This is a genomic window from Microbacterium plantarum (genome assembly GCF_035231185.1).
Classification (GTDB): domain Bacteria; phylum Actinomycetota; class Actinomycetes; order Actinomycetales; family Microbacteriaceae; genus Microbacterium; species Microbacterium plantarum.
The window spans coordinates 2,605,785-2,631,762 of sequence record NZ_CP141117.1; the positions used below are offsets into that span (position 1 = coordinate 2,605,785).

General features: G+C 70.2%; 24 protein-coding genes. 4 read left to right on the forward strand and 20 right to left on the reverse strand.

What is annotated here, in order from left to right; genetic code table 11:
* Positions 1-122: 122 nt before the first annotated feature.
* Complete coding sequence (locus VC184_RS12660; RefSeq protein ID WP_323986465.1) at positions 123-1,550, forward strand: dihydrolipoyl dehydrogenase family protein; 1,428 nt, start codon at positions 123-125, stop codon at positions 1,548-1,550.
* Positions 1,551-1,577: 27 nt separating this feature from the next.
* On the opposite strand, the gene VC184_RS12665 is transcribed toward VC184_RS12660, so the two are convergent.
* The 9 genes from VC184_RS12665 to VC184_RS12705 all read right to left on the reverse strand — a co-directional run bounded on the left by VC184_RS12665 (position 1,578) and on the right by VC184_RS12705 (position 7,232).
* Positions 1,578-2,303 (reverse strand): hypothetical protein, encoded by a 726-nt coding sequence (locus VC184_RS12665; protein ID WP_274178963.1) that lies wholly within the window; start codon positions 2,301-2,303, stop codon positions 1,578-1,580.
* A gap of 80 nt (positions 2,304-2,383) precedes the next feature.
* Positions 2,384-3,034, reverse strand: a complete 651-nt coding sequence (locus VC184_RS12670; protein WP_274178964.1) for a hypothetical protein — start codon at positions 3,032-3,034, stop codon at positions 2,384-2,386.
* A 107-nt stretch (positions 3,035-3,141) separates the two neighbouring features.
* Entirely contained in the window at positions 3,142-3,627 is a 486-nt protein-coding gene (locus tag VC184_RS12675) for a hypothetical protein (protein WP_274178965.1), read from the reverse strand.
* Positions 3,628-3,659: 32 nt separating this feature from the next.
* A complete protein-coding gene (locus tag VC184_RS12680) occupies positions 3,660-4,334 on the reverse strand; it encodes a hypothetical protein (protein WP_282501422.1) in 675 nt (224 codons plus the stop codon).
* A gap of 10 nt (positions 4,335-4,344) precedes the next feature.
* Positions 4,345-4,986, reverse strand: a complete 642-nt coding sequence (locus VC184_RS12685; RefSeq protein WP_282501423.1) for a hypothetical protein — start codon at positions 4,984-4,986, stop codon at positions 4,345-4,347.
* The gene (locus VC184_RS12690; protein WP_112617468.1) at positions 4,986-6,113 is read right to left on the reverse strand and encodes a hypothetical protein; all 1,128 of its coding nucleotides are present in this window, start codon (positions 6,111-6,113) and stop codon (positions 4,986-4,988) included. The genes VC184_RS12685 and VC184_RS12690 overlap by 1 nt, the downstream gene beginning before the upstream one ends.
* A complete protein-coding gene (locus VC184_RS12695) occupies positions 6,110-6,412 on the reverse strand; it encodes a P-loop NTPase family protein (protein WP_023955668.1) in 303 nt (100 codons plus the stop codon). Before VC184_RS12695 ends, VC184_RS12690 begins: the two co-directional genes overlap by 4 nt.
* 22 nt (positions 6,413-6,434) lie before the next feature.
* The gene (locus VC184_RS12700; protein WP_112617469.1) at positions 6,435-6,722 is read right to left on the reverse strand and encodes a WXG100 family type VII secretion target; all 288 of its coding nucleotides are present in this window, start codon (positions 6,720-6,722) and stop codon (positions 6,435-6,437) included.
* 207 nt (positions 6,723-6,929) lie between these two features.
* Positions 6,930-7,232, reverse strand: a complete 303-nt coding sequence (locus VC184_RS12705; protein WP_323986471.1) for a hypothetical protein — start codon at positions 7,230-7,232, stop codon at positions 6,930-6,932.
* 80 nt (positions 7,233-7,312) lie between these two features.
* Between VC184_RS12705 and VC184_RS12710 the strand changes: the two genes are divergently transcribed.
* Entirely contained in the window at positions 7,313-8,812 is a 1,500-nt protein-coding gene (locus VC184_RS12710; protein WP_323986472.1) for an HNH endonuclease signature motif containing protein, read from the forward strand.
* 240 nt (positions 8,813-9,052) lie between these two features.
* Here VC184_RS12710 and VC184_RS12715 read toward each other — a convergent pair whose 3' ends face one another.
* The 7 genes from VC184_RS12715 to VC184_RS12745 form a co-directional block, all read right to left on the reverse strand.
* On the reverse strand, positions 9,053-9,292 hold the full coding sequence (locus tag VC184_RS12715; protein WP_274178969.1) for a hypothetical protein: 240 nt from the start codon (positions 9,290-9,292) through the stop codon (positions 9,053-9,055).
* A gap of 204 nt (positions 9,293-9,496) precedes the next feature.
* Positions 9,497-9,937, reverse strand: a complete 441-nt coding sequence (locus tag VC184_RS12720) for a hypothetical protein (protein WP_323986473.1) — start codon at positions 9,935-9,937, stop codon at positions 9,497-9,499.
* Positions 9,938-9,942: 5 nt separating this feature from the next.
* Positions 9,943-14,520: an FtsK/SpoIIIE domain-containing protein gene (locus VC184_RS12725; RefSeq protein ID WP_323986474.1), complete on the reverse strand. Its 4,578-nt coding sequence runs from the start codon at positions 14,518-14,520 to the stop codon at positions 9,943-9,945.
* Positions 14,521-14,561: 41 nt separating this feature from the next.
* The gene (locus VC184_RS12730; RefSeq protein WP_282501428.1) at positions 14,562-16,001 is read right to left on the reverse strand and encodes an RDD family protein; all 1,440 of its coding nucleotides are present in this window, start codon (positions 15,999-16,001) and stop codon (positions 14,562-14,564) included.
* Positions 16,002-16,095: 94 nt separating this feature from the next.
* Complete coding sequence (gene purH / locus VC184_RS12735; protein WP_323986475.1) at positions 16,096-17,700, reverse strand: bifunctional phosphoribosylaminoimidazolecarboxamide formyltransferase/IMP cyclohydrolase; 1,605 nt, start codon at positions 17,698-17,700, stop codon at positions 16,096-16,098.
* A 39-nt stretch (positions 17,701-17,739) separates the two neighbouring features.
* A complete protein-coding gene (purN, locus tag VC184_RS12740) occupies positions 17,740-18,354 on the reverse strand; it encodes a phosphoribosylglycinamide formyltransferase (protein ID WP_274178973.1) in 615 nt (204 codons plus the stop codon).
* A 4-nt stretch (positions 18,355-18,358) separates the two neighbouring features.
* On the reverse strand, positions 18,359-19,645 hold the full coding sequence (locus tag VC184_RS12745) for a cell division protein PerM (protein WP_282501430.1): 1,287 nt from the start codon (positions 19,643-19,645) through the stop codon (positions 18,359-18,361).
* A 79-nt stretch (positions 19,646-19,724) separates the two neighbouring features.
* Here VC184_RS12745 and VC184_RS12750 point away from each other — a divergent pair, with 79 nt between their 5' ends.
* Positions 19,725-21,161, forward strand: coding sequence for an NCS2 family permease (locus tag VC184_RS12750; protein ID WP_269267966.1), 1,437 nt, complete (start codon positions 19,725-19,727; stop codon positions 21,159-21,161).
* 93 nt (positions 21,162-21,254) lie between these two features.
* Here VC184_RS12750 and sucD read toward each other — a convergent pair whose 3' ends face one another.
* The 4 genes from sucD to VC184_RS12770 form a co-directional block, all read right to left on the reverse strand.
* Positions 21,255-22,157: a succinate--CoA ligase subunit alpha gene (gene sucD / locus VC184_RS12755; RefSeq protein ID WP_112617478.1), complete on the reverse strand. Its 903-nt coding sequence runs from the start codon at positions 22,155-22,157 to the stop codon at positions 21,255-21,257.
* A gap of 27 nt (positions 22,158-22,184) precedes the next feature.
* On the reverse strand, positions 22,185-23,351 hold the full coding sequence (gene sucC, locus VC184_RS12760) for an ADP-forming succinate--CoA ligase subunit beta (RefSeq protein ID WP_269267968.1): 1,167 nt from the start codon (positions 23,349-23,351) through the stop codon (positions 22,185-22,187).
* A gap of 133 nt (positions 23,352-23,484) precedes the next feature.
* On the reverse strand, positions 23,485-24,087 hold the full coding sequence (locus tag VC184_RS12765; protein WP_274178975.1) for a response regulator transcription factor: 603 nt from the start codon (positions 24,085-24,087) through the stop codon (positions 23,485-23,487).
* Positions 24,084-25,328 (reverse strand): sensor histidine kinase, encoded by a 1,245-nt coding sequence (locus tag VC184_RS12770; protein ID WP_323986476.1) that lies wholly within the window; start codon positions 25,326-25,328, stop codon positions 24,084-24,086. The genes VC184_RS12765 and VC184_RS12770 overlap by 4 nt, the downstream gene beginning before the upstream one ends.
* Before the next feature lie 112 nt (positions 25,329-25,440).
* On the opposite strand from VC184_RS12770, the gene VC184_RS12775 reads away from it, so the two are divergent.
* Positions 25,441-25,941, forward strand: coding sequence for a small multidrug efflux protein (locus tag VC184_RS12775; protein WP_323986477.1), 501 nt, complete (start codon positions 25,441-25,443; stop codon positions 25,939-25,941).
* Positions 25,942-25,978: the final 37 nt, after the last annotated feature.

Sequence of the window (25,978 nt, forward strand, 5' to 3'; positions counted from 1 at the left end):
CTCAACCCCCTGCCATCCCCGCTCACGGGTCGGATCGAGCCGCTCAGCCCGTTGGCGGCACGCGCGACCCCGCTGAGCGCAAGTGCTGGCGCACAGCCCGCAACCGGGGTTAGCGTCGCGACATGAGCGAACGCACCTACGACCTCGTCGTCATCGGAGCCGGTCCCGTCGGAGAGAACGTCGCCGACCGCGCCGTGCAGGGCGGCCTGAGCGTTGCCATCGTCGAGAGCGAACTCGTCGGCGGCGAGTGCTCGTACTGGGCGTGCATGCCGTCGAAAGGTCTGCTGCGAGCCGGCGCCGCCCTCCGCGCGGCGCGCGCGGTCGACGGTGCGAAGCAGGCTGTGACGGGCGAGATCGACGTCGCCGGGGTGCTTCGCCGCCGCGACTCGCTGACCTCCGACTGGAACGACGCGTCGCAGGTCGAGTGGCTCCAGGGGGCCGGCGTCGACCTCGTCCGCGGGCACGGCCGCCTCTCCGGCGAGAAGCGCGTCGAGGTCACCGGACCCGACGGCTCGCTCACCACCCTCATCGCACGTCACGCCGTCGCGGTGTGCACCGGTTCGGCGGCTCTCCTCCCCGATATCCCCGGCCTGGCCGATGTCTCTCCGTGGACGAGTCGCGAAGCGACCGCCGTGCAGGAGATCCCGGGCTCGCTCGCGATCGTCGGCGGCGGTGTCGTCGCCGCGGAGATGGCCACGGCGTTCGTCGACCTCGGCAGCGAGGTGACGCTCATCGCGCGCAGCCGGCTGCTCGGACCGATGGAGCCCTTCGCGGGCGACCTCGTCGCGCAGTCGCTGACCGACCGCGGCGCGCGGGTGCTGCTGCACACCGACCTCGTCTCCGCCCAGCGCGTCGACGACGGTCAGGTCGAGCTCGAGCTGTCGAACGGCACGCGCGTCCGCGCCGCTGAGGTGCTCGTCGCGACCGGTCGCGTCCCGCGTACCGACGATCTCGGGCTGGATGCCGTCGACCTCCAGCCCGGCTCGTGGCTGGAGGTCGACGACACGATGCTCGTCCGCGGATCCGACTGGCTCTACGCGGTCGGCGACGTCAACCACCGCGCCCTCCTCACCCACCAGGGCAAGTACCAGGCCCGCGCCGCGGGCGACGTGATCGTCGCGCGGGCGACCGGGGGCACCATCGACGACGCCCCATGGGGCGCGCACGTCGCGACCGCCGACCACGGCGCCGTGCCGCAGGTGACGTTCACCGACCCCGAGGTGGCATCGATCGGCGAGACCGAGGCATCCGCGCGTGCTGCGGGACGCAACATCCGTGTGCTGGACTACGACCTCTCGTGGATCGCGGGCGCGTCGACGCGGTCTGACGCCTACTCCGGTCAGGCACGGGCGATCGTCGACGAGGACCGCGGCGTTCTCATCGGAGCGACGTTCGTCGGGGCGGATGTCGGCGAGCTGCTGCAGGCTGCGACGATCGCGGTCGTCGGCGAGGTTCCGCTCGCGCGATTGTGGCACGCCGTGCCGGCGTACCCGACGCTCAGCGAGGTGTGGCTGCGCTTCCTCGAGACCTACGGTCGCCCGAACATCTGACCCGGTCGGCCCGCCGCAGCCACCGGCTCACGCGGGCCGCTCGGCGTCGAGGAGGAACAGCGTTCCCGGCTCGCACCCGAGGGCCCGCTCGAGGGTTTCGGCATCGATCAGGCCACGCTCGTGCAGCACGGCGAGCGCGGCGTTCCGGTCGTCGACGATGGCCTGACGCTCACCCGCCGGCAGCGCCGCGATGCGGGCGCGGATGTCGCCGACGCTGAGGCCTGTCTCGGGCGCGCCCTCGCCGTCGCCATCGGGCTCGCGGACGCGGAAGCGCACCAGCATCACGAGGGCTGCCAGCCCGGCGACGCCGAGCGCGATGAGGACCGGAACCCGCCACTGCTGCCACCCCGTGTAGTCGTCGAGCTCGGCGACGCCGGGCATCGTGCCCAGCGCGAGAAGTGCCATCGCCGCCGCCACGAGGTGGATGGAGAACTCCGGCCACGAGAACCGGGCGCCCCGGACCAGCCAGATGACCAGGAGGGTGGCCTGGCTGACCGCCGCGACGGTGAACATCGCGCCCGCGATCGGCATCGCCCGCTGGGCCTCGATGCGGTGGAAGTCGAAGCGGTCGCCCATGAGCACGGCGAGGCCCGCGATCGGTGCGAAGAACGCGCCGATCACGAGGGCCCACAGCACGACGTCGAGGATGCGATGTAACGATGACCTCTTCGCGTTCGCGTGCAGGCGGTGCGCCATCGCGGCGCCGTCGGCGCCGAAGTGCTGGAAGATCTCCGGATGCCGCTGGTAGGCCACAGCCTCGAGTTGCGCGAATCGGACGTCAGCGGCGAGCGAGTGGCCTTCTGCCCAGCCGCGAGCCGTGGTGTGGAGGAAGCCTATGAGTCACCACCGTACGGGGCGACGGGAAAGTCGGTGGACGCGGGCGGAGGTTCGATCGGCGTTCCGTCCTCGTTCCAGTACACCGGGCTGCCGTCCTCGGGGAAATAGAACCGGGGTTGCCAATCGGGCCCCTCGAAGGCCGGCACGCGCAGGGCGAGTCCGGGGTAGGAGATGCCGGCGAAAACCATGTCATACAGCTTCGCGGCGTCACCGGGGAAGCACCCGGGTTCCGCGGTCACTCGGATCGTACCCAGGGCAGGGCGGATGGTCACGACGCCACGAACGACGGGACCACCCGTCGCGATCACGTTGACTTCCTGGCGGTCTCCCTCGCCGTAGGTCGTGGTGGTCGCCGACATGTCTGCGGCCTCGAAGGCAGCGGATGATGCCGCCACGATCGCGTCGACATCCGGGGCGTCCTGCTCCAGCAGTCGGGCCCACGAGAAGGCATACCCGTCGGAGCCGCCCTCTGTCCGGCACGGGATAGGCGAGGCGCCCCACGACCCCTGATCCACCTTCCACTCACCATCGTGGATCGCCATGATCACCGAATGCATGGTCGTCGCGTACGAGAGGTATCGATCCTCGCCGTCGCGGTAGAGCGCATCTCCCGTCGGTGCTTCGGCTGCGGAACTGCATCCCGTCATGATCACTACCATTCCCGTGGCCAGGGCCATGGCAAACGTGCGTCGCGCTCGCCCTGTCGCGCGGTGGCGGTATGAGCTGCTCCGCGAGTGCCTCAGCCGGCCCGCCGTCATCGCTCACCAATCGAGGAACGTCGGGAGAGCACGGCGATGCCCACGACCAGGATGACGACCGCGAGAGCCGAGATCGGGGCCGCGGTCCATTGGGCACCCCACACCATGTCCCCCGCACGCACGCCGCGCTCCGGCGTCATACCGGCGAACAGGACCGCAGCGATCGCGGCGGCAATGCCAGGCCCGATAAGTCCGCGCAGACCCGGCACATCGTCGCGACGCGCGGTCACCACCGAGACGACGGCCAAGACCACGAATGCACCGGCTAGCGCGATCAGGACTCCGGCGGGCATGACGAAGAGCGGATACGGCGCCGCGACGGCCCACTTGGCCCTTGTGGACTCGCTGACCTGCCCGCCCGAGAGGATCAGCGACCCCACGAGGAATACGATCAGCGCAACGGACGGAATCACGGCAACGATCGCAAAGGCACGTGTGGCGAACGCGTGCACGCGGCTCGGCGGCGACGACGGCAGGATCACGGGGCCAGCGTACGCGGCAGGTGAAGCGTGCCTCAGCGCGCGCGCACCGAGCGCGTCAGCCACGCCCACAGCGGGTCGCCCGCACTCAGGCCGTTGACGATACGCAATACGCCGCTGATCTGACCGATGCCGCTGAGGGCGCCGCAGATGCCGACCAGCAGGACCGGCACCGTGAAAACCGAGACGCCGGCGCCGAGGTCACGCACGAAGACCGCGACACCGCCGATGGCGACGAGCAGCGCCAAGGTCGCCGTGCTCAGACGGACCAGGATGCGCGGCTCGAGGTTGACGGTACGCGCCTGTACCCATCCGGCGGCGCGCGGCGCGCGCTGGCCCGCGACGTACGGTGCGCGCAGCCAGAACGACGCGGCGCGAGTCAAAGCGCGACCCGTGCGCCACAACACCACGAGCAGCGCGACGCCTCCGAGCGCGATCGCCGCTGCGATGACGATGACGATGACGGTGTCCGGTGTCACGACGCCCATCGCCACGACGGTCGCGACCAGCCCGCCCGCGAAGAACACGCCGCCCGCGGCAGCGACGAATCCGACGATTCCGAGCGCCCAGCGCGACCATCGCTCGTAGTCGGCACGCAGGACGGTGACAGCACGATCGGCGTCGGACGGCCCCGCGGATGCCGCAGGCTCCCCCGCCTCGCCTGTCTCGAGGAGCGGGCGGGATGCTGCCTGGATGAAAGCGAACGCCATGGACAGAATGCTACGTGGCGGCGGGCTCGGGCTCCGCGGGCTCGACACCCTCGGGCAGAGCCTGAGTGGTCGTGAGCGCGAACGCGACGTGCAGCGCCAGCTCGGCCGACTGCTGCGGGTCGGAGCACAACCCCATGACGACGGCGGTGCCCGCGCCGCCGGGAAGACGGATCTCGCCGACCGCCGTGAGATGCGGCATCCCGCCGTCCATCGACGCACCGAGGGTGATGGTGCCGACGCGGCCGTCCGGGGTGGTGAAGCTCTCGCTGCGCCCGCCTTCGCCGAACCGCGCGAGCGGGAGCAGCCGGTGGAACGCCGTCGCGGCGGCGTCGGTCTCGGCCGCCCCCGGCACCACGTTCGTGCAGAGGAAGAACGCCGCCGGGCGCTCGCCCAACGTCAGCGAGACACCGGCGAACGCGAAAGCTGTGTCGGCGAACAGCTCGACGCCGGCGCGGAATCCGTCGACGATCGCGTCGCGCGCAGCATCCGGGAGCCAGCCCTCGGCACTCACGAGGTACCAGTCGAGCCACTCCTGCGGCGAACGATCGCCGAACGAGCGGAACTCGATCCACCCCTGGGGCACGCGCTGCCAGACCCGCAGCGGCGCCCCCTCAGCCGCGATCGGGTCGAGCGTCGCCTCCTGCTCGGTCATCAGACCTCCTCGTCGGTGCGCGGACCGTTGCCGCGCAGGGTGTTGTTGAACCGCTCGGAGAGGTTCTGCCACGGCCCGGTCAGACTGTCGACGAAGTCCGTCCCCTTGCTGTGGGCGTCCATCGCACTGTTCACGGTCCAGTAGGTGTTCGCGACCATGTTGGGCAGATTGACGTTGAGCGCCACGGCGACGCTTCCCGCCGCGGCCCCACCGCCGGCGATCGCCGGCGTCATGCCCTGGATCGACGGGATGAGCACCTGTCCACCGGGGCCGATCAGCGCCTTTGCAGCCTGCCCGAGCGCGCCACCCGCCAGCAGTCCGAGGGCGCCGGTGGCGAACTCGGCGAACGTTCCGCGACCGGTCGCCCATTGCAGGCCGTCGATCGCGACGAGCGCGATGGACATGATGAGCGCCACCGTGCCGAGGACGGGGATGAAGAGCGAGAGGATCGCGATGATCGGCAGCGCCGCCCGGAGGATGTCCTCCAGGATCGGCACCACGTTGTCCATGAGCCAGTTGCCTGCGTCGGCGAGCCAGTCGCCGGCCGAGCCCAGGAAGTTCATGACCGGGTTGCCGGCGTAGGAGTTCAGCGTGTCGCTCGCGGAAAGCAGTGCTCCGGCCGCGGCGGCGGCGTCGGCATCGACCTCGTCCTTGAGCTGACGAGCGCGCGCGCGGATCGACTCCAGCTCGCCCTGCGCGTTCGCCAGCGCCGTCGACGCGTTCGACACGGCATCCGGGTCGGCGTCCTCGGCGTCCTTGTTCGCCTGCGCCTGCGCATGGGCCGATTCCGATGAGGCGACGCTCGCGGATGCCGCTGAGGCCTCCTCCGCGAGCGCTGCGGCACGCCGCTGGTAGTTGGTGAGCTGATCGGTCCAGGTCGCGAGGGCCGTCCGCGATGTGCGCAACGCCTCGCCGGTGTCACTGAGGTGCGGTCGGAAGTCCTCGCTGAGTGCGGCGCGGAACGCCGTCGCCGACTTCCCGATCCAGGCGGCGTCGTCGGAGCCGTCCATCATCGACAGCGCGTCATCGACGCCGTCGCAGCTGGTGGTGAGCGCATCCACATATCCGGAGAGCGTCGCGACATCGCCAGGGGCGGGGTCGAAGCCGAGAGCGGAGAAGTCGGTCACGACGCCGATCCTTCCTGCGGAACCATGCTGTTGCCGAGCTCGGTGTCGAGCTGCTGGAATGCCTCGAGAATGCCCTCGAGTCCCGTGCCCGCGTCTTCCGCATAGCGGGCGAGTTTGTCGATACCGCCACCCCACGAATCGTGGAGATCCTCGAGACGCCGCCGCAGCACGTCTTGGGGCACGGCCGCGCCCGACACGTTCGACATCGCCCGTGTCGCCCCGTCGAGAACATCCCGCATGTTCGCGTAAGCGTTGCGGCTGGCGCGCATCGCGCCGTAGTCGATCCGCACGTCGACCATGGTCACCTCCGAGAAGACGAGATCAGCTGCCGGCGAGCTGCTGGTCGAGGTCCTGGATCGCGCGCATCATGCCCAGCAGCGACTCGGACATGTCGTTGATGCCATCGACCGCGTTCTTCAGACCCGTGGTGAGCTCCGAGTAGCCCTCACCGAACTTGCCCGACGCGTGCTGCGTCTTGAAGTCATCGCCCAGAAGCGTGTCGACCTGCGACTTCAGGGTGTCCAGCTGACCCTGAATGTCATCACGAGCCTGCGCCAGCGAGCTCGCAACCTGCTCCATCTCGCCATAAGATGCACCGAAATCAGCCATGACGGCCCTCCTGAAAGTTGATGTCCCGACCCCCCTCCGGAGCCGACACAGAAAACCTATCGGCACCGATCACATCAGGTCGATGGGGAGAACTCCCCATCTCGGAATGTGCTAGGCAATCGCTTTCCTCTGACAGCCCGTGGCGCAGTTCCGCCTTTCATGCCGAGAGGACGCGCCGTGATACCGCGGTCTTCTCCATCCGGCCCGTCAGTGGGCTGAGCTGAGGTGGCCGGCACTCGGGAGCGCAGCCTTCGCGCGAGGCGACATGACCTCCGACGCCATAGTCATCCCGAGCTTCCCGACATCGGGCCATCCCCGCGGAATCGGACGACGCGCGAGGAGGAAGACGTGCAGGGCGATGTGGGCCGCGGCCAGGCCAGCTAGAACGATCCCGGCGGGAACGATGTTGACGGCGGGGATGACGATGAGAGAACCCCAGGCGCTCGGGGGACCTCCCCACCGGTCCGAACGGGCGTGACACGTCAGGTTCGGACGGCGGCGCTGCGGCATGTTCCGACGGTCGATCGCGCGGATGCCGCAGCCTGTGGACAGTTCGGGTGAATGTCGGAGGTCGGTGCCATGATTAGAACATGCATTCGAACCACGCATCCGACAGCGGGATGGGCAGCGACGCCGACGTCGCCGCGCTCGCGGCGCTGGTCGCGGATGCCGAGGCGGCTGCGGATGTGGTGCGGGCCGGGCAGGTCCGGGAGGTGCGGGTTCTGGCGGCGGCGGGGGTGCTGGCTGAGCAGCAGTCGGCGGGCGCGTCCGAGCGGGTGAAGGCGCGGGAGATGGCACTGCGTGGGATCGCCGCCGAGCTTGCCGGGGTGTTCGTCGCGACCGACCGGACGTTGCAGCGTCGCATCGACGAAGCCCGAGACCTCGTCGACAACTACCCGTTGACGATGGCGGCATGGGAGGCCGGGCGGATCGTCCGCGGGCACGTGCGGGTCATCCAGGACGTCGGATGCGTCATCCCGGCGGGTGACCGTGCGGAGTTCGAACGCCTCGCGATCGAGAAGTGCGAACGCGACGCCCCGAACCGGGTGCGCGACGCGCTCCAAATGGTCGCCGAACGGGTGCACCCGCGATCGTTCACGGAACGCCACGAGGAGGTCGCGGCGGGGAGGTGCGTCTCGGTCAAGCCCGGCCCGGACGGGATGTCGGATTTGATCGCGACGCTGCCGACCGTGATCGCCGACGGAATCGTCGACCGACTTACGCGACAGGCGCGGGAGATCATCAACGCACGACCTGCGCGCGACGCCGCGGGCGTTCCTGACGAGCGAGCCGACGCGAATGGCCGCGCACCCGACGCCGAAACGACGCTTGATGTCGGGTCGTCGTTCATCGACGACGGCCGGAGCATCGACCAGGTTCGAGCCGACGTGTTCTCCGACCTCCTGCTGGCCGGAACACCGACCCTCGATCCCACCGCGACCGGTGACGGCAACGGAACCCTCGGCGCGATCCGCGCACACGTGCAGGTCGCGGTATCCGCGCTGACGCTGATGGGTCAGGACGAGGGGCCGGCCGATCTAGCCGGGCGCTCCCCCATCGACGCCGCCACCGCCCGCGAGCTCGCGGGCAACGCCACCTCGTGGGACCGGCTGCTCACCCACCCCGTCACCGGAACCGTGCTGGAATGCGACGCGTACCGGCCCACCGCGGCGATGATCCGGTTGCTGCGAGCCCGGGACCGGCACTGCCGGTTCCCCGGATGCCGACAACCCGCCATCCGATGCGAACTCGACCACACCATCGCCGCATCCGACGGCGGCAAGACACACGTGTGCAACCTCGCCGACCTCTGCAAGCGCCACCACGACGTCAAACACCACACCAGATGGCACGTGGTACAACTCGCGGGTGGAACCCTCGTCTGGACCTCACCGACCGGGCGGGTCTATCGCGAAGACGCACCACCACCACTGGTCACCTTCACGATCCCAGAACCACACGGCACGGCTGAGCCACCACCCGACGTACCACCACCGTTCTGGCGCGCATCTCCGCCGTTCCGACGCGCAGCGCCAGGGTATGAAAGAACTCGGAATGCCGCTGGAAAGCGACCGTTTCGAGGCGACTGAACCGCGTCTCCGCGCTCAAGGAATGATCGTCGGCCCAGTCGGTGGCACTGTCGTTGAAGAACGTCATCCCACGTTCACGCTCTGCGGGCGGTCATCGTCCAGGTGCGCGGCGGACGGGCTCATGCGTCTGCGCCTCGGCGACGACGACTCTTCGCGGACGAGGCAGCCACGCCGAAGAGCAGCACGACGAACGCGCCGGCGCGAACGGCTGCTGCCACCCATTGCTCACCGAAGACGGTGTCACCCCACCGGGTGCCCCGTCGGGGACGAGGAGGAGAAAGCGAAAGCACTGACCATGGCCGGCGCCGTGGGGCCCAGTGGACCCCGCTGCCCTGACTCGTCGCCGGCTCGCGCACTGAGGGCGACCACCAGCGCGAGAACCCCGGAGAGGGCAGCGAGGCCGACCAGGATCGCCGTCGGCGCGAGGAAGAGCGGATAGGGGATGACGGGGTCCCACTTCGTGTCCATCGGTGCGCTCACTTGGCCACCCGATCGGTGAGACGACGGTGATCACCACATGGAGCGTTCGGCTCGCGGAGTGCGCTCGTCGTGGTGAGGCGGTCGCTGCGGCACGGCGCCCGGAGCGACAGAGACGCTCAGTGCGTCACCGTGACGACCGACGCGAACAGCTGCTCGAGGTCGGCCTGGACGTAGGCGATGACCGCCGCATCGTCGCTCGCATGCTCAACGCCGCACCTCATCGGCGCGCCGGGTGCGGGGCGATCGCACCGCGATGATGACGAGGAGCACGACCTGCGCCACGGCGAGTGCGAACCACAGCCGCAGTTGCGCTTCCGAGAACGACGTGCCCGCAGACGTTCCCACCACAGCGCGGTATCCGATCGCCGCGACCATTGCCACCGCGACGATCGTGGCGATGATCGCGGCATCCGTTCGCCTTGCCGCAGGCCGGACGACGGCCGCCGCGCCGAGAGCGAGAACCGCGACGACGGATGCCGTCACCATGATCGGAAGGGCGAGGCCGGGGTCGAGCCGGATACGCCGGAGCGGTGGATACATCACGGCAGCCGAGACGACCGCGGACGTCATCCCGGCGCCCGCGATCCACGCCCACCACCGCCCGCCCGCAGTGGCTGGCGACGCGCGGACCCGCCCCGACGACATCCGACTCAGCGAATGGTCTCGGTGACCGTGTCGGTCGACACGGCCTCCGCCGCGCCCGCCGCCACAGGACGAGATGCCGCGACGGTCTCGGACTCCACCAGCGGCATCTGCACCGTGACGGCACGACCGGCCTGCACGAAGATGCCGCGACCCTCGGGGAAGTCACTGCGCTTGACCTTCGGGAACGGCACCTTGAACACGGCGTCGCCGTCGAAGGCATCCGGCTTGAGGATGATGCCCTTGCGGCCGCCCTTGAAGTCGCCGACGAGGCCGAATCCGCTGGTCACCTGCGTGACGTCGGCGTCGCCGATGAGCAGGTGGTCGCTGCGGTTGACCGCCTGGAACAGGGCCTTCAGCGGGCGCTCCGCCGGCGAGTCGGCGAACTGCGGCACGTCTTCGACGACGATGAGGATGCGGCGCCCCAGCGTCTCGTCGGCGACGAGTTCGGCGAGCTCAGTGGCGAGTTCCTTCGCGTCGTCGGGCGTCGTGGCACTGCGCACCCACGGCGCGAAGTCGCGCAGCTGCGAGCGCCGGCCGCCGAAGTGGAACAGCGTCACCTCGGGGTCGAGGCGCGTCATCGACGTGATGAGGGCCTTCATCGCGGTGGTCTTGCCGGCCATCGGCGGGCCCGCCACGACGAAGGTCCCCACGGGGTCGAAGTCGCGCGGCGCCAGCGTGTCTTCCGAGACGCCGAGCACCGGGAACTCCCCGATCCGGTCGGGAAGATCGGCCAGCGCGAGACGCGTCGGGAGCGACCCGATCTCGGCGACCTCCCGCACGCCGCGTGAGCGCAGCTCGTCGGCGAGCTGACCGAGCAGCTTCGTCTGCTCCGCGACGTTCGGCGTGCCGCCGAGGACGGCGATCTGCGTCTCGAAGCCGTCGACGATCGCCCGCCCGGGCGCGGAGCGCTCGTCGAGGACGTCCTTCGGCGCGTTCAGCAGCGCGTAGGCGTTCTCGTCCGAGAGTCGCAGCACGACGCGGCGCGAGATGTTCGAGCTGACCGCCGTCGGCACCGAGCCGGAACGGTCGGCGGTGGCCACGACGTGGACGCCGAGCGGACGTCCCTCGCCGAGGATCCGCATGAACGCCTGGTAGAACGGCATCCGCGCCGTGGTGGATTCCCACTCCGCCCGGAACTGCGGCAGCCCGTCGAGGAGCAGCACGATGCGCGCCTCGTCACGGCCGGTGAGCTCGCGGTACTCCGCGATGGTCGACGCGTTGGCGGCGCTGAACCGCTTGCCGCGATCGTCGAGCACCTTCCCGAGCGAGCGCATGATGCGCTGCACACGCTCGGCGTCGTCGCCGGGGATCACCGACCCGACATGGGGCAGAATCTCGAGGCTCTTGAGCGACCCCGAGCCGAAGTCGAGACCGTAGACCTCGATGTTCTCGGCACGGCGGCCCGTCGTCGCGGCGGCGATGGCGATCGTGCGGAGGACCGTCGACTTGCCCGAGCCGCTGGTGCCGTACACGAGCATCGAGCCGTCGCGGTCGGGATCGAAGTACACCGCCTCTTGCAGCTGGCGTTCGGGGATGTCGCTCTTGCCGATGAGGATCGACCCGGCGCGACCCGCGGGCAGCGAACGGATGTCGACGGTGGTCTCGAGGTCGTCGAGCCAGGGCCGACGGGGTGCCGGGATCGCCGCTCGGTTCGCGGCGGCGACGAGGGTGGCGACGATGCGCTTCTGGTCGTTGGGTCCGGGATCGACCTCGGCGGCCGGGTCTTCGGGCTTCTCGTCGACCTCCCAGCGCTGCACCGACCCGAAGCGGAGCTCCGCGACGCTGACGTCGGCGGCGACGACCTCATCGGTGCTCCAGCCACCGGCATACGCCGACTGGAAGGGAACGAGACGGCCGGGGCCGGTCTTCGCGATACCGCGACCGGGGATGCTGGGGTCGAATCGGGCCGCCACGGGGTCGTCGACGACGTCCTTGGAATCCGACTCGTCGGCCATGCGCAGGGCGACGCGGAGGTTCGTGTTGGCGCGGAGGTTGTCCTTGATGACGCCGGCGGGACGCTGCGTCGCCATGATGAGGTGGATGCCGAGCGAGCGACCGCGCTGGGCGATGTCGACGACGCCGTCGACGAACTCCGGCACCTCGCCCGCGAGCGCGGCGAACTCGTCGATCACGAGCACGAGTGCGGGCGGCGTCTCGGGGTCGCGACGCTTCTCGAGCTCGAGCAGGTCCTTCGCCTTCTTGCGGTTGAACAGGTGCTCGCGGTGGTGCAGCTCGGCCCGGAGGCTCGTCAGGGCGCGACGGACCAGGTGCGGACTCAGGTCCGTGACGAGGCCGACGGTGTGCGGCAGCTCGACGCAGTCGGCGAAGGCCGATCCGCCCTTGTAGTCGACGAAGAGGAAGGTGACGCGGTCGGGGCTGTGGGCGGCGGCCATGCCGAGCACCCACGCCTGCAGGAACTCCGACTTGCCGGCGCCCGTCGTACCGCCGACGAGGGCGTGCGGCCCCTGCGTCCGCAGGTCGAGCGTCATGGCGTCGGTCGCACCCTGGCCCACGATGGCGCGCAGGTTGCCGGCCTTCTTCAGCCGCGGCAGCGCTCCCCCGCTGCGGTCGAGGATCGTGTTGTTCTCGCGCCAGCGCTCGACAGCGAATGTCGGGTCGGAGGCGAGCTCGGAACCGACGAGCGAGAGGAACATCACCGAGTTCGGGATGTCGGAGGAGTCCTCGATGATCGTGCTGGCATCGGCCACCGGAGCGAGTCGCTTCGCGAGCACCGTCATGAGCTCGTTCGAGACGCCCTCGACCTCTGTGACGGGGTACTCGACGCCGCTGCGGACGGTTCCCACACGCGCCGCGCCGAGTCCCGCCGACACGTCGACGAACGTGCGGCACACGGCGGGCAGTGCGTCGACGACGGGCGCGACGAAGATGCCGTAGACACCGACGTCGGCGCCGCGCTCCAGCACCTGCGTGAGACGGGCACGATCGACCGGCGCGTCGGAGGTGACGATGACGAGCACCGCGGTCTGCCCCGGGAAGGTCGCCTCTTCGGCGGCGCGACGGACATCGGTGCCGTAACGCATCGGGTCCCAGTCGTCGTCGAACGGCAGACGGGGCGCGGCTGCCGCCTTCGATCGCCGCATCACGAGCTCCTCGAGCCCGGACAGCAGTGCGGCGCCGGTGGAGGCGGAATCCGACAGCGGCATGTCGCGGAACGGGCTGCGCTCGCTCGAAGTGTGCGGCAGCCACTTGAGCCACTCGAGCTCCTTCGCCCACTCGGGCTCGGTCAGCGCGACGGCGGCGAGATCGTTCGGGGAGTGCAGCCCGAACAGCTGCACGGCCAGCCCGCGGAGGGCATCCGCGGCCTCGCGTGCGCCGCCGGCGACGCCGAGCACGCCGACGCTCTGCAGCGACTCAAGGACGGGGACGCCGTCGATCATCCGGTAGCGCTCGCGCAGCCGGTCGACGCGCTCGACGTACTCCTGCAGCGCATCGGGGTTCTCAGCACGCTTGACGCTCGTGCGTGAAGGAGCCTCGGAGGTGCCCATCCGCACCGAGAGGAAGTTCCAGTGCTCGGGGCGCCGCGTCCACAGCATCGGGCCGAGCTGCATCGACTGCTCGAAGACCACGGCGACGGGCGGGACCTCGGCGTTGCGCACCTCGCGCTCACGCGGCCGCAGCCGGTACAGCTTCTCCTCGAGCTCCTCGAAGGTGCGCTCGAAGATTTCGACCTCTTTGCGCTGACGCTGGCCCAGCTGCGTCCGCTGCGAGATGAAGTTTCCGAGCAGCATCATCGGCGTCATGAAGACGATGAGCAGCGTGCGCGGCTGGTTGGTGATCGAGAACATCGCGATGCCCAGGATGAGGGGCGCGATGAGCATCGGCCATGGGAAGAGGCGCGACACCGGATCTTTCGGCATCCGCGGCTCTTCGAGCTCTTCGCCGACGTAGCGCGCCTCGACCCGCGGGCTGCGGTTGAACAGGAGACTGCCGCCCCGCTCGAGCACAGGATCCTGTTCGACGGGGGCGAAGCTCTCGACCATCGAGATGACGAGCTCGGTGTCGCCGAGCTGGAACCGCTGGCCGGGGATCACGCGCAGGCGCTGCACGAGACCGCCGTCGATGACGATTCCATTGGCGGAGTTCAGATCGACGAGCTCGACGGATGCCCCGATCTCGATGCGCGCGTGACGCTTGGACACCAGCCGGTCATCGAGCACGATGTCGTTGCCCTGCGAGCGGCCGATCGTGAAGTGGCCCTGCGGGAGCGAGAACTCGCGTCCCGCAAGCGGCCCGCCGACCACGTGGAGGATCGCGGCGACGGGGCCGCCGGCACCGCGGGTGGCGACGTAGTCCGCTCCGAGGTTCGTCACGGTGGCAACGAACCCCGAGCCGATCGGAGCATCGCTGACGAGCATGTTCGGGTCGAGCATGACGAAATCGGGCGACGTCGGCGGCGCCACCGTCAACGTCAGGACATCCGAGTCGCCCGCGGCGACTTCACGTCGCGGGTCGCTGTCGACGATCCGACGCGCGACGTCGTGCACGGTGGCGGTCGAGTCGGACGTGACGACGATGTCCGTCCCGGTGTGATCGCGGCGCTGCAGAGTCAGCTTGAGTCTCATCGAGGTTTCCTGTCAGCCGTGCGACGTCGGTCGGCGGGGAGTCAGCGGATCGCGACGACCGCGGAGCGGTCGCCGAAGCGGATGGTGTCGCCGTCGCGCAGCTCGACGGGCTGGCCGGGGACGAGGACCTGCTCTCGGGCACCGCGCACGAGAACGCTTCCGTTGGTCGAGCCGCGTTCGACAGCCACGACTCGGCCGCCGGAGCGAAGGAGCGCCCAATGGGTCTTCGAGATCGAACGCGTGTGGTCCACGACCGGAACGGGTGAGACGTCCACATCGTCGGGACCGGTTGCCGGGGCCCGGCCCAGAACGACGCCCCCGCCCGGCACCGCGATCGTGTCGCCCGAGTCGAGCGTGAGCTCGACGACCGCGGACGGCGCGGCCACCTGCTCGGCGGCGGGAACGGGTGCCGGCGCCGACACAGCGGGCGCAGCCGGGGCAGGGGCGGCCGGGGCAGGCGAAGCCGGGGCAGGCGGCGCAACGGGCTCTTCGAGCAGCGACGGCGGCGTCCACGGCGCCGCGCCGGCGGCGGGAGCGACGATCGCCCCCGGAGCAATAGCACCGGGCGTGGGTGCGCCGGCAGGCACTCCCGGCGCTGCGGGCGGCGGCGACGCCGCGGGCATGCCCGGTGCGGGTGCAACGAACGGCGCCGGCGCGACCGTGGTGGGGATGCCCGGGCGTTCCTCCTCCTCGACGGCATCCGTCTCGCCGATGATTCCGCTGCCGGGTGCGGAGCGAACGGCTCCGAGCACACCGCCCTTGTTTCGCGCGAGCGGAACGTACGACCCGGTGCCCGCCGAGGCGACGGGTGTCGCGAGCGACGGCAGCTCCGTCTTCACATCGAGCAGGTCCGTCGCGACCGTCTTCCTCGCGATGCGCATGCGCTTGTCGTCGTACGGGTTGAGCCCGCGCTTGATGTCGACGAGCCAGACGGCGGCCGCGAGATCGGGCCAGCTGCGGCCTCGCCGGTTGGGGTCGAACAAGGGCGAGAGCGCGATGACGAGCAGGGGGCCGAGAATCGGGACGATCATGCTCGCGCAGAGGACGAGGTAGCGCACGACAGCGCCTCGCCAGAAGCCGGGACGCTCCAGCGTGCGGACGTTCACGGCGCGCAAGCCCGTCAGCGCCTTGCCCAGAGTGACTCCACGGCGGCCGAGCAGGATGAGCTGGGTGAGGACGAAAGCCGTCGACAGACCCGAGCTCACGGCCGCGAGGATGATCAGCAGCAGCAGATCGTCACGGGCGCCGAGCGCCTCGACGGGCTCGGCCGCCAGAGCGATGCCGCTCAGCGCCGGAACCACGAAGACGAGCAGCGGCGACTGGATCAGGAGCAGGACCAGCGCTTCGATGGCCGTGGCCAGCACGCGCCGGCCGAACGGTGCTCGGCGCAGTCCGAGAGACGCGGCGTACTCCGGCCTCGGTCGGCCGTCCGCATCGAGCCCCTCGATCGTCCGAGCGCGCTCATCGATCTCCCAGATCACTCGTTCCTCCTCGAAACGATCCACACCCGAAGCGACCCTATCGCCCGTTCCGGGCCCGCCGATCACCTCTTGACTCGGCCGACCCCGCTCGGCGTCAGTGGAAGAAGTGGCGCTCGCCCGTGAAGAACATCGTCACGCCCGCGGCCTGGGCCGCATCGATGACCTCCTGGTCGCGCACCGAACCGCCGGGCTGGATGATCGTCTTGATCCCCGCGTCGATGAGGACCTGCGGGCCGTCGGCGAAGGGGAAGAAGGCATCGGATGCCGCGACCGAGCCGGCCGCCCGCTCTCCGGCGCGCTCGACGGCGAGGCGGCACGAGTCCACGCGGTTGACCTGTCCCATGCCGATGCCGACCGTCGCAGACCCCTGAGCGAGCACGATGGCGTTCGACTTGACGGCACGGCACGCCTTCCACGCGAAGATCATCCCCTCGAGCTCGGAGGGGTCGGGACGCTCCCCCGACACCAGCTGCCAGTCCGTGGCGACCGACTCGATGTCATCGGGGAAGCGGTCGGCGTCCTGCAGCAGCAGCCCGCCCGAGACGAGCCGGACGTCCATGCGCTCCTGACGCCAGTCGGCGGGGAGCCGCAGCACGCGGAGATTCTTCTTCAGCTTGAACACCTCGAGCGCGGCGGGCTCGAAGTCGGGAGCGACGATCACCTCGGTGAAGATGTCGCGCAGGTTCTCGGCCATCTTGAGCGTGACGGTCCGGTTGGCGGCGATCACCCCGCCGAATGCGGACACGGGGTCGCACTCGTGCGCGCGCAGGTGCGCGGATGCGATGGGGTCGAGCGCCTGCGGTGCGGTGACGGCGATGCCGCACGGGTTCGCGTGCTTGATGATCGCGACGGCGGGCTTGACCATGTCGAACGCGGCGCGCAGTGCGGCATCCGCGTCGACGTAGTTGTTGTACGACATCTCCTTGCCCTGCAGCTGCTCGGCCTGAGCGATGCCGTGGCCGCCCGCGCGCGTGTAGATGGCGGCGCGCTGATGCGAGTTCTCTCCGTAGCGCAACGTGGCCAGACGCTCGGCGCGGATCGTGAGGTGCTGCGGCAGCTCGTCGCCCTCGAGGGTCGACTCGGCGAACCACGTCGCGACGGCCCGGTCGTACTCCGCCGTGTGCGCGAAAGCGCGGGCAGCCAGGTCGCGGCGCTGCGCGAGGCTCGTCCCGCCGGCGGAGACCGACTCGATGATGGCCGGGTACGACGAGGGCGAGACGACGATCGCGACGTTGGCGAAGTTCTTCGCCGACGCGCGCACCATCGCGGGCCCGCCGATGTCGATCTGCTCGATGACGTCGTCGGGCGCAGCGCCCGAGGCCACCGTCTCGACGAAGGGGTACAGGTTCACGACGACGAGGTCGAACGCCGAGATGCCGAGCTCTCCGAGCTGGGCCTCGTGGCTCTCGAGTCGCAGGTCGGCGAGAAGACCGGCGTGAACGCCCGGGTGCAGCGTCTTCACTCGCCCGTCGAGCGACTCCGGGAACCCGGTGACCTCGGCGACATCGGTCACGGTCAGGCCCGCATCGCGGAGCAGCGCGGCCGATCCACCGGTTGAGACGATCTCGACACCGGCATCGGCGAGAGCCTGTGCGAGCGGCAGAAGATCGGTCTTGTCGCTCACCGAGATGAGCGCTCGGCGGACGGCGACGAGGTCGCGCGCGCGGTAGAGGGCGGGGTCGTGGCTCGGTCCGGCCATGGCGGTTCTCCTCGGGTGCGGTGTGGGGCCTGCGGTGCGTCAGGCGGTCGGAGCGGTCGGGTTCGGGGATGCGGGCGCGGCGAGGTCGATCTCGCCGGTGGCGATGCGCCGCACGACGTCGATGAGCAGTCGGCGTTCGACGGGCTTGATGCGCTCGTGCAGCGACGCCTCGTCGTCGGAGGGGAGCACGGGCACGCGCTCCTGGGCCAGGATCGGCCCGGTGTCGACGCCCGCATCCACGACGATGACGCTTGCCCCCGTCAGCTCGGCACCGGCTACGAGCGCATCGCGCACGCCGTGAGCGCCCGGGAACTCGGGCAGATACGCCGGGTGGGTGTTGATGATGCGGGGCGACCACGCGTCGACGACCGCGGCGGGCAGCAGTCGCATCAGCCCGCTGAGCACGATGAGGTCGGGGGCCCAGGCCGCCAGCTGGCGAGCGAGCTCGTCACCCCACTCCTCACGCGTCGCGTACTCGCGGAACGGGACCGCGAAGGTCGGGATATTGTACGCGTCGGCATGAGCGAGACCGTCGGCGGGCCGGTCGGCTCCGACGACCACCACGCGGGCGGGGAAGTCGGGCTCGGCCGCGGCGTCCAGGAGGGCCCGCAGGTTCGACCCGCCACCGGAGATGAGGACCGCGACCGTCAGCACCGTCCTACTCTACCCACGCCTTTCCGGCGGTCTGAGCCGGGTGTTCGGCATCGGCTGCCGAGGGGGCGTCGCGCCCGGGTTCGCGATGCGACGACCGCGGGCCGAGGAGGGCGATCGCGGCACCGATGCCGACCTCGACCGCGAAGGCGAGGCCGACGGCGCCCGCGGACGGGCCGATCTGGTCGAGCCGGTCAGGACCGAACGCGCCGGATGCCGACATCGACAGCACCGCGACGGCGAGACCGCCTCCGACCGCCAGAATCGCGGCGGCGATGAGCCGGGGCGCGACGGGCTCGGCGGCGAGAGCGGATGCCGGCGCCGGAAGCCTGCGCCGTGCCGCCGCCCCGGCGACGAATCCCACCGCGACGAACAGCAGCGCCGCGAGCAGCAGCATCGGCGGCGTCGCCGGCGGGACGGCTCCCAGCACGGGGATACCGGGGATCACACCCAGCTGCGTGCCGGAGGCGGCGACCGTCGAGCCGGCGCCGAGCGAGAACCCGGGGCCGGCCGCGAACGCGCCGCCCCACACGAAGAAGGTCGGCAGGTACGCCGCCTGGCCGATGGTGATGACCGTCGCGCCGATCGCGTCGACGTTGGCCGCCTGGAAGAGCGCCACGATGTCGCCGCCGCGGACGAGCATGGCGATGCCGACGAGGAGGGCACCGACCGCGACGAAGCCGAGAACGGCGATCGCGAGGCCGCGAGCCCCCGCCGATACCGCGGCGGCATGACCGCTGCGGTCGAGCCGCACGAAGAGCGAATCGACGGGGCCGTCGTCGCCGTCGCGCCACGCGCGGGTCACGGAGCCGACCAGGGCCGGCACCGCGAAGACGGCGGTGGGCAGCAGGACGGCCTGCCAGGTCTCGACGACGGCGTACGGAGTCGAGGCTGTCGCGGCGAGGATGGCCGAAACGACGGCGACGGTCGATGCCCCCGCGAGCACGCCCGTGAACCCGGCTCCCGCGCCGGCAGCGCGCGATCCCGACCGCGCGGCGAAAAGCGCGATGAGCAGCGCCACGGCGAGGGGCGCGAGCGAGAGCGAGAACGACATCGCGTCGGCGCCGATGCCGGTTCCCACCGTGTACTCCTGCGGCAGCGTCACCTCCAGCGGCACCAGGTTCCCGAACTGCCAGAGGCGCACCGACGCGGGCCAGAGCGACGACCAGTCGGCTCCACCACCGAAGGCGACGGCCCAGAGGACGGTCAGCGGCGCCAGGGCCGCGGCAACGCCGACGGCCACCGCGACGAGGGCGTCGAAGGCGGAGAGGAGGGCGACGAGCAGGCGATTCATGCCTGATCGACCCTACCCAGCGAGCCTGTGCGTGTCGGGCGGACGCGCGCGGGGCGCTACCGTCTTCTCGGAGGATTTTGTGAACACTACGCAATCGCGCGCGCCCCAGGGTGCCATCGACCGCTTCTTCGACATCAGCCGACGCGGCTCGACGATCGGCACGGAGGTCCGCGGCGGCCTCGTGACCTTCGTCACGATGGCCTACATCGTGATCCTGAACCCGATCATCCTGTCGGGCAAGCCGGATGTCGCGGGGACCACCCTCGACTTCGCGGCGGTCAGTGCCGCGACCGCTCTGACCGCGGGTGTCATGACCATCCTGTTCGGTCTCATCACGCGTCTGCCCTTCGCCTTCGCCGCCGGCCTGGGCATCAACGCCTTCGTCGCGTTCGGGGTCGTCGGCGAGGTCACGTGGGCAGAGGCGATGGCGCTCGTCATGATCAACGGCGTCATCATCGTGCTGCTGGCCGCCACCGGCCTGCGCAAGCTCATCTTCGATGCGGTGCCCGTGCAGCTGAAGCTCGCGATCACGGTGGCCATCGGCCTATTCATCGCGTTCATCGGCTTCGTCAACTCCGGTTTCGTGACCTCGACCGGACAGGCCTCTCCCCCGGTCGGTCTCGGCGTCGGCGGGTCCGTCGCGTCGGTGCCGACCCTGATGTTCGTCATCACCCTCCTGCTGACCGGCATCCTCGTCGCTCGCAAGGTCAAGGGCGGCATGCTCATCGGCATCGTCACGGGCACGGTCCTGTCGATCGTCGTCGAGGCGATCTGGCATCTCGGCGCGGCCACCGAGAACCCCGGCGGGTGGGGACTGACCGTCCCGGCCCTCTCCGGCTCGCCCGTCAGCGTCCCCGACCTGAGCCTCATCGGCGCAGTCGACTTCGGGTTCGACCTCGGCAAGGTGAGCATCGTGACCCTCGTCATGCTCGTCTTCACCCTCGTCTTCTCCAACTTCTTCGACGCGATGGGCACCATGACCGGACTCGCGAAGGAGGCGAACCTCGCCGACGCGAAGGGCGACTTCCCGCGCATCAAGTCGGCGCTGATCGTCGAGGGCGTCGGTGCGATCGCGGGTGGCGCGACGAGCTCGTCGTCGGCCACGGTCTTCGTCGAGTCCGGCTCGGGCATCGGCGAGGGCGCGCGCACAGGCCTCGCCAACGTCGTGACGGGCCTCGTCTTCCTGCTGGCGATGTTCTTCACGCCGCTGACCTCGATCGTGCCCACCGAGGTCGCCGCGGCGGCACTGGTCATCGTCGGAGCCATGATGCTGTCGCAGATCGCGCACATCGACCTGACCGACTTCCGCGTCCTGCTGCCGGTGTTCCTCACGGCGACCGTCATGCCGCTCACCTACTCGATCGCCAACGGCATCGGTGCGGGCTTCATCTCGTGGGTGCTCGTCAACGCTCTCTCGGGCCGCGTCAAGCAGATCAGCCCGCTGCTGTGGGTCGTCGCCGGCGGATTCGTGATCTTCTTCGCCCGCGGGCCCCTCGAGGCGCTCCTCGGAGTCTGACCCGACCGCGGCACGCCGCCGCCGGGCGCAGCTCCGGAGAACAGCGAAGGGGCGGATGCCGCAGCATCCGCCCCTTCGTCGTATCCCGAAGCGTCAGAGCTTCTCGATGATCTCCCGCATGAGCGCGGCGGTCTCGGAAGGCGTCTTGCCGACCTTGACTCCGGCGGCCTCGAGGGCCTCCTTCTTCGCCTGCGCCGTGCCCGCGGAGCCGGAGACGATGGCGCCGGCGTGGCCCATGGTCTTGCCCTCGGGGGCGGTGAAGCCCGCGACATAGCCGACGACCGGCTTGGAGACGTGCGCCTTGATGTACTCGGCCGCGCGCTCTTCGGCGTCGCCGCCGATCTCGCCGATCATGACGATGGCCTTCGTCTCGGGGTCGGCCTCGAACGCCGCGAGGGCGTCGATGTGCGTGGTGCCGATGATCGGGTCGCCGCCGATGCCGATGGCGGTCGAGAAGCCGAGGTCGCGCAGCTCGAACATCATCTGGTAGGTCAGGGTGCCCGACTTCGACACGAGGCCGATCGGGCCCTTGCCCGTGATGTTCGCCGGCGTGATGCCCGCGAGAGCCTCGCCGGGCGTGATGATGCCGGGGCAGTTCGGCCCGATGATGCGGGTCTTGTTGCCCTTCGACTTCGCGTAGGCCCAGGCCTCGGCCGACTCGCCGACGGGCACGCCCTCGGTGATGACGACGAGGAGGGGGATCTCGGCGTCGATGGCCTCGACCATGGCGTCCTTGGTGAACGCGGGCGGCACGAACGCGACCGAGACGTCGGCGCCGGTCTTCTCGATCGCCTCGGCGACCGATCCGAACACGGGCAGCTCGACGGCGTTTCCGTCGGCATCGGTGTGCGAGACGGTGGTGCCGGCCTTGCGGGCGTTGACGCCGCCGACGATGTTGGTGCCCGCCTTGAGCATCAGCGCGGTGTGCTTGGTGCCCTCACCGCCCGTGATGCCCTGGACGATGACCTTGGAGTCCTTGTTGAGGTAGATAGACATGTCGTTGGTCCTTTTCGCGTCCGGAGCTCAGGCGTTCGCCAGCTCGGCGGCCTTGTCGGCGCCCTCGTCCATACCGGCGGCGAGGGTCACGAGCGGGTGGTTCGCGTCGGCGAGGATCGCGCGGCCCTCGTCGACCTGGTTGCCGTCGAGACGCACGACGAGCGGCTTGGTCGCCGAGTCGCCCAGGATCTCGAGGGCCTTGACGATGCCCTCCGCGACGGCGACGCACGACGTGATGCCGCCGAAGACGTTGACGAAGACGCTCTTGACCTGCTCGTCGCCGAGGATGACGTCGAGACCCGAGGCCATGACCTGGGCGTTCGCGCCGCCGCCGATGTCGAGGAAGTTGGCGGGCTTGACGCCGCCGTGCTTCTCACCGGCGTAGGCGACGACGTCGAGGGTCGACATGACCAGACCCGCACCGTTGCCGATGACCCCGACCTGACCGTCGAGCTTGACGTAGTTCAGGCCCGATTCCTTGGCCTTGGCCTCGAGCGGGTCTGCGGCGCCCTTGTCCTCGAGCTCCTCGTGCTCGGGGTGGCGCACCTCGCTGGCGTTCTCGTCGAGCGAGACCTTGCCGTCGAGGGCGACGATGTCACCGGCGCCCGTGCGGACGAGCGGGTTCACCTCGACGAGGGTCGCGCCCTCGCCCTTGTAGACGTCGTAGAGCTTGACGAACACGTCCGAGACCTTCTCGACGAGGTCGTCGGGGAAGTTCGCGGCCCGGGCGATCTCGACCGCCTTGTCCTTATCGATGCCCTGCAGCGGGTCGACCTCGATGCGCGCGAGCGCCTCGGGACGCTCGACGGCGAGCTCCTCGATCTCCATGCCGCCCTCGACCGAGCACAGGCTCAGGTACGAGCGGTTGGCGCGGTCGAGCAGCACCGAGAAGTAGAACTCCTCGGCGATGTCGGCGCCCTGCGCGATCATGACGCGCTGGACCACGTGGCCCTTGATGTCGAGGCCCAGGATGGCCTCGGCTGCGGCGTATGCCTCGTCGGGGGTCTTGGCAACCTTGACGCCGCCGGCCTTGCCGCGACCTCCGGTCTTGACCTGAGCCTTGACGACGACGACACCGCCGATCTTCTCGGCCGCCGCCTTCGCCTCCTCAGGGGTGTCGGCGATGATGCCGGCGAGCACCGGCACCTCGTACTTCTCGAACAGGTCTCGGGCCTGGTACTCGTAAAGGTCCACTGCAATCCTTCGCTGGGCGACGGTGGGTGATGGGCGTGAAGAATCTCGATGTCGAGAGATCGCCCGATCGGAAAGCCTACTACCCGCGCCTGACGGCCCCGTGTCCGCTCCCCGCCGAACGGAGGGGGCTGTGTCAGATCCAGCCGCGCTCGCGCGCCATGATCGCCGCCTGCTGCCGGGTGGCGAGATGGAGCTTGCCCAGCACCGACGAGACGTGGTTGCGGACCGTGCCCGCCGACAGATGCAGCGTCGCCGCGATCTCGGCGATCGTCTCGCCTCGGGCGCCTGCCCGCAGCACGTCGAGTTCCCGATCGGTGAGGGGGCTCCGCTCGTCACTGAGGGCGTCGGCGGCGATCTCGGGGTCGACGTAGCGTCGCCCCGCAGCGACCTCGCGGATGACGGCGGCGACGTCGTCGGCGCGGCGGGATTTCGGCACGAAGCCGTCGACGCCGGCGCTCAGCGCGCGCCGCAGCACACCCGGCCGCGCGTGCCGGGTGACGACGACGCAGCGCGCCGGAACCCGCTGCCGGATGCGGGCCGCCGCCTCGACCCCGTCGATGCCGGGCATCTCGAGGTCGAGCAGGCAGACGTCGGGACGCAGCTCGAGCGCCTGTTCGACCGCGCTCTCGCCGTCGCGGCATTCGGCGATCACCTCGAGGTCGTCCTCGAGCCGGAGCAGCGCGGCGAGGGCCGAACGGATCATGTCCTCGTCGTCGGCGATGAGCACCCGGATCACCGCGGCATCCCCTCGCCCGCTTGCTCCCGCCTCGCGGCGGCCGCGGGGGCTTCCGCGGGTACCGAGACGACGACCTCGAACCGGTCGTGCTCGCGGCGGGTCCGCAGATCGCCGCCGGCCACCCCGACCCGGTGCGAGATGCCCGCGAGGCCCGAACCAGCGCCGAGCGACGACGTCGGGCCCGGGTCGTTGGCGAAGACGACACGCCAGAATCCGCCGTCGCGATCGAGCCGCACCTCCGCCCATCGCCCACCGCCGTGCTTGAGCACGTTCGTCGTGCACTCCCGGACCACCGGCCCCAGGAGGTCAGCGGGGGCGAGGACGGCGTCGGCGGCCACGTCCGACCGCACCGCGAGTCCGGCCGCGCGCAGCAGATCGGCGGCGTTGGCCAACTCATCGGGCAGGGGCACGCCGCGGAAGCGTCCGGCGAGTTCTCGGGTGCCCGTTCGCGCCGCGTCGACGGAGGCGCGGGCCAGGCGGATCTGTTCCCCCGCGGCATCCGGATCCCGGGCGAGCATCCGCTCGGCGAGCTCCAGCTGCAGCGCGATCACCTGCAGGTGGTGCCCCTGCAGGTCGTGCAGCTCCCCCGCCAGGCGCAGCCGCTCCTGCGTCGCGGCGAGGCGCGACTCGGTCGCACGCGCACGATCGAGCTCGAGCACCACGTCCCAGGACCACAGCGACAGAGCGATGGATGCCGGCAGAGCGACACCGAAGACGAGGAGAGCGAATGTCAGCGAGCCCGCACCCTCGAGACGGGCACGCTCGGCGAACCAGAGCGCCACGAGCGCCGCCTCCACCAGGATCACTCCACGCCATCGGATGCCGGGCCCCCAGCGCACCAGGCACAGGATGGTCGCCAGGACCGAGGCCCCGAACAGCACCGACACGGTCGCCGCGCCGAGCAGCACCGATCCGCCCGTCCCCAGCAGAACCGGCCACGACAGGAAGCGGCGCAGGCGAGGCGGGCGATCCGCTTCCCCCACATCGCCGTCGGCTCGGTATCGAACGAGCAGCACGACCGTCGACACCAGGACGGCGATCGATCCGACCGCGTATCCGACGATCACTGCCGGATCCTCCAGGCGGGTGCGGACCAGCAGTGCCCACAGGCTCCAGATGCCGAGCGCCGAGATCATGAAGAAGACGATGGACACGGCGATGTACCACGAGGTGGCCACGACCTCGCGGGCGAGCGTCGTGCTGCGCGGCGCGGCTGCCGGGCGAGGGTCGCGGTCGTTCACGAGGCCCACAGTACGGCCATGACGTTTGTCACGGTCCGGGTCGCAGAACCTCCCGGACTCCGGTGACGCCCCGGCACTCCCGTGAGCGTCGGGCCGCCGCTGGGATGGATCCATGACCAATCCCTTCGCAGACCTCATCCTCGACTTCCAGGACCTCGTGGCCCGGATGCCCGACATCCTTCAGCCCGTCATCGTCGCCCTCGCCGGCGCTGTGCCTTTCATCGAGGGCGAGGGCGCCGCGGGCATCGGCATCATCGGCGGCATCCACCCCGTCGTCGCCGCGCTGGCCGGCGCCATCGGCAACTTCGTCTGCGTCGCGGTCGTCGTGCTCGTGGCCGCTCGTGTCCGCACGGCCGTGACGACGCGCGGCGGGGCACCCGAGAAGCCGAAGTCGGCCCGAAGCGAGAAGTTCCAGAAGGCGTACCACCGCTACGGCACCCCGGGCGTGAGCCTGCTCGGTCCGCTTCTGCTGCCCACGCAGTTCACCGCCGCCGCCCTGACCGCCACCGGAGTGCCCCCGCGCACCGTCCTGCTCTGGCAGGGAGCGGCGATCGTGATGTGGACGACGATCATCACGCTGTTCATCACCGGAGTGCTCTACGTCGCCACCTGACGCGCACGCAACCCCCAGGCCGTATTCAGCGGCGGGC

What these genes read in the sequence shown, in the direction of transcription:
- VC184_RS12705 (WP_323986471.1), bottom strand. Translation starts at nt 7,232, where the DNA reads ATGCCGCAGCGCCGCCGTCCGAACCTGACGTGTCACGCCCGTTCGGAC.
- VC184_RS12720 (WP_323986473.1), bottom strand. Translation starts at nt 9,937, where the DNA reads ATGTCGTCGGGGCGGGTCCGCGCGTCGCCAGCCACTGCGGGCGGGCGG.
- sucD (WP_112617478.1), bottom strand. Translation starts at nt 22,157, where the DNA reads ATGTCTATCTACCTCAACAAGGACTCCAAGGTCATCGTCCAGGGCATC.
- VC184_RS12745 (WP_282501430.1), bottom strand. Translation starts at nt 19,645, where the DNA reads ATGAATCGCCTGCTCGTCGCCCTCCTCTCCGCCTTCGACGCCCTCGTC.
- VC184_RS12725 (WP_323986474.1), bottom strand. Translation starts at nt 14,520, where the DNA reads ATGAGACTCAAGCTGACTCTGCAGCGCCGCGATCACACCGGGACGGAC.
- VC184_RS12775 (WP_323986477.1), top strand. Translation starts at nt 25,441, where the DNA reads ATGACCAATCCCTTCGCAGACCTCATCCTCGACTTCCAGGACCTCGTG.
- VC184_RS12680 (WP_282501422.1), bottom strand. Translation starts at nt 4,334, where the DNA reads ATGGCGTTCGCTTTCATCCAGGCAGCATCCCGCCCGCTCCTCGAGACA.
- VC184_RS12710 (WP_323986472.1), top strand. Translation starts at nt 7,313, where the DNA reads ATGCATTCGAACCACGCATCCGACAGCGGGATGGGCAGCGACGCCGAC.
- VC184_RS12685 (WP_282501423.1), bottom strand. Translation starts at nt 4,986, where the DNA reads ATGACCGAGCAGGAGGCGACGCTCGACCCGATCGCGGCTGAGGGGGCG.
- VC184_RS12660 (WP_323986465.1), top strand. Translation starts at nt 123, where the DNA reads ATGAGCGAACGCACCTACGACCTCGTCGTCATCGGAGCCGGTCCCGTC.
- VC184_RS12670 (WP_274178964.1), bottom strand. Translation starts at nt 3,034, where the DNA reads ATGACGGGATGCAGTTCCGCAGCCGAAGCACCGACGGGAGATGCGCTC.
- purH (WP_323986475.1), bottom strand. Translation starts at nt 17,700, where the DNA reads ATGGCCGGACCGAGCCACGACCCCGCCCTCTACCGCGCGCGCGACCTC.
- VC184_RS12700 (WP_112617469.1), bottom strand. Translation starts at nt 6,722, where the DNA reads ATGGCTGATTTCGGTGCATCTTATGGCGAGATGGAGCAGGTTGCGAGC.
- VC184_RS12695 (WP_023955668.1), bottom strand. Translation starts at nt 6,412, where the DNA reads ATGGTCGACGTGCGGATCGACTACGGCGCGATGCGCGCCAGCCGCAAC.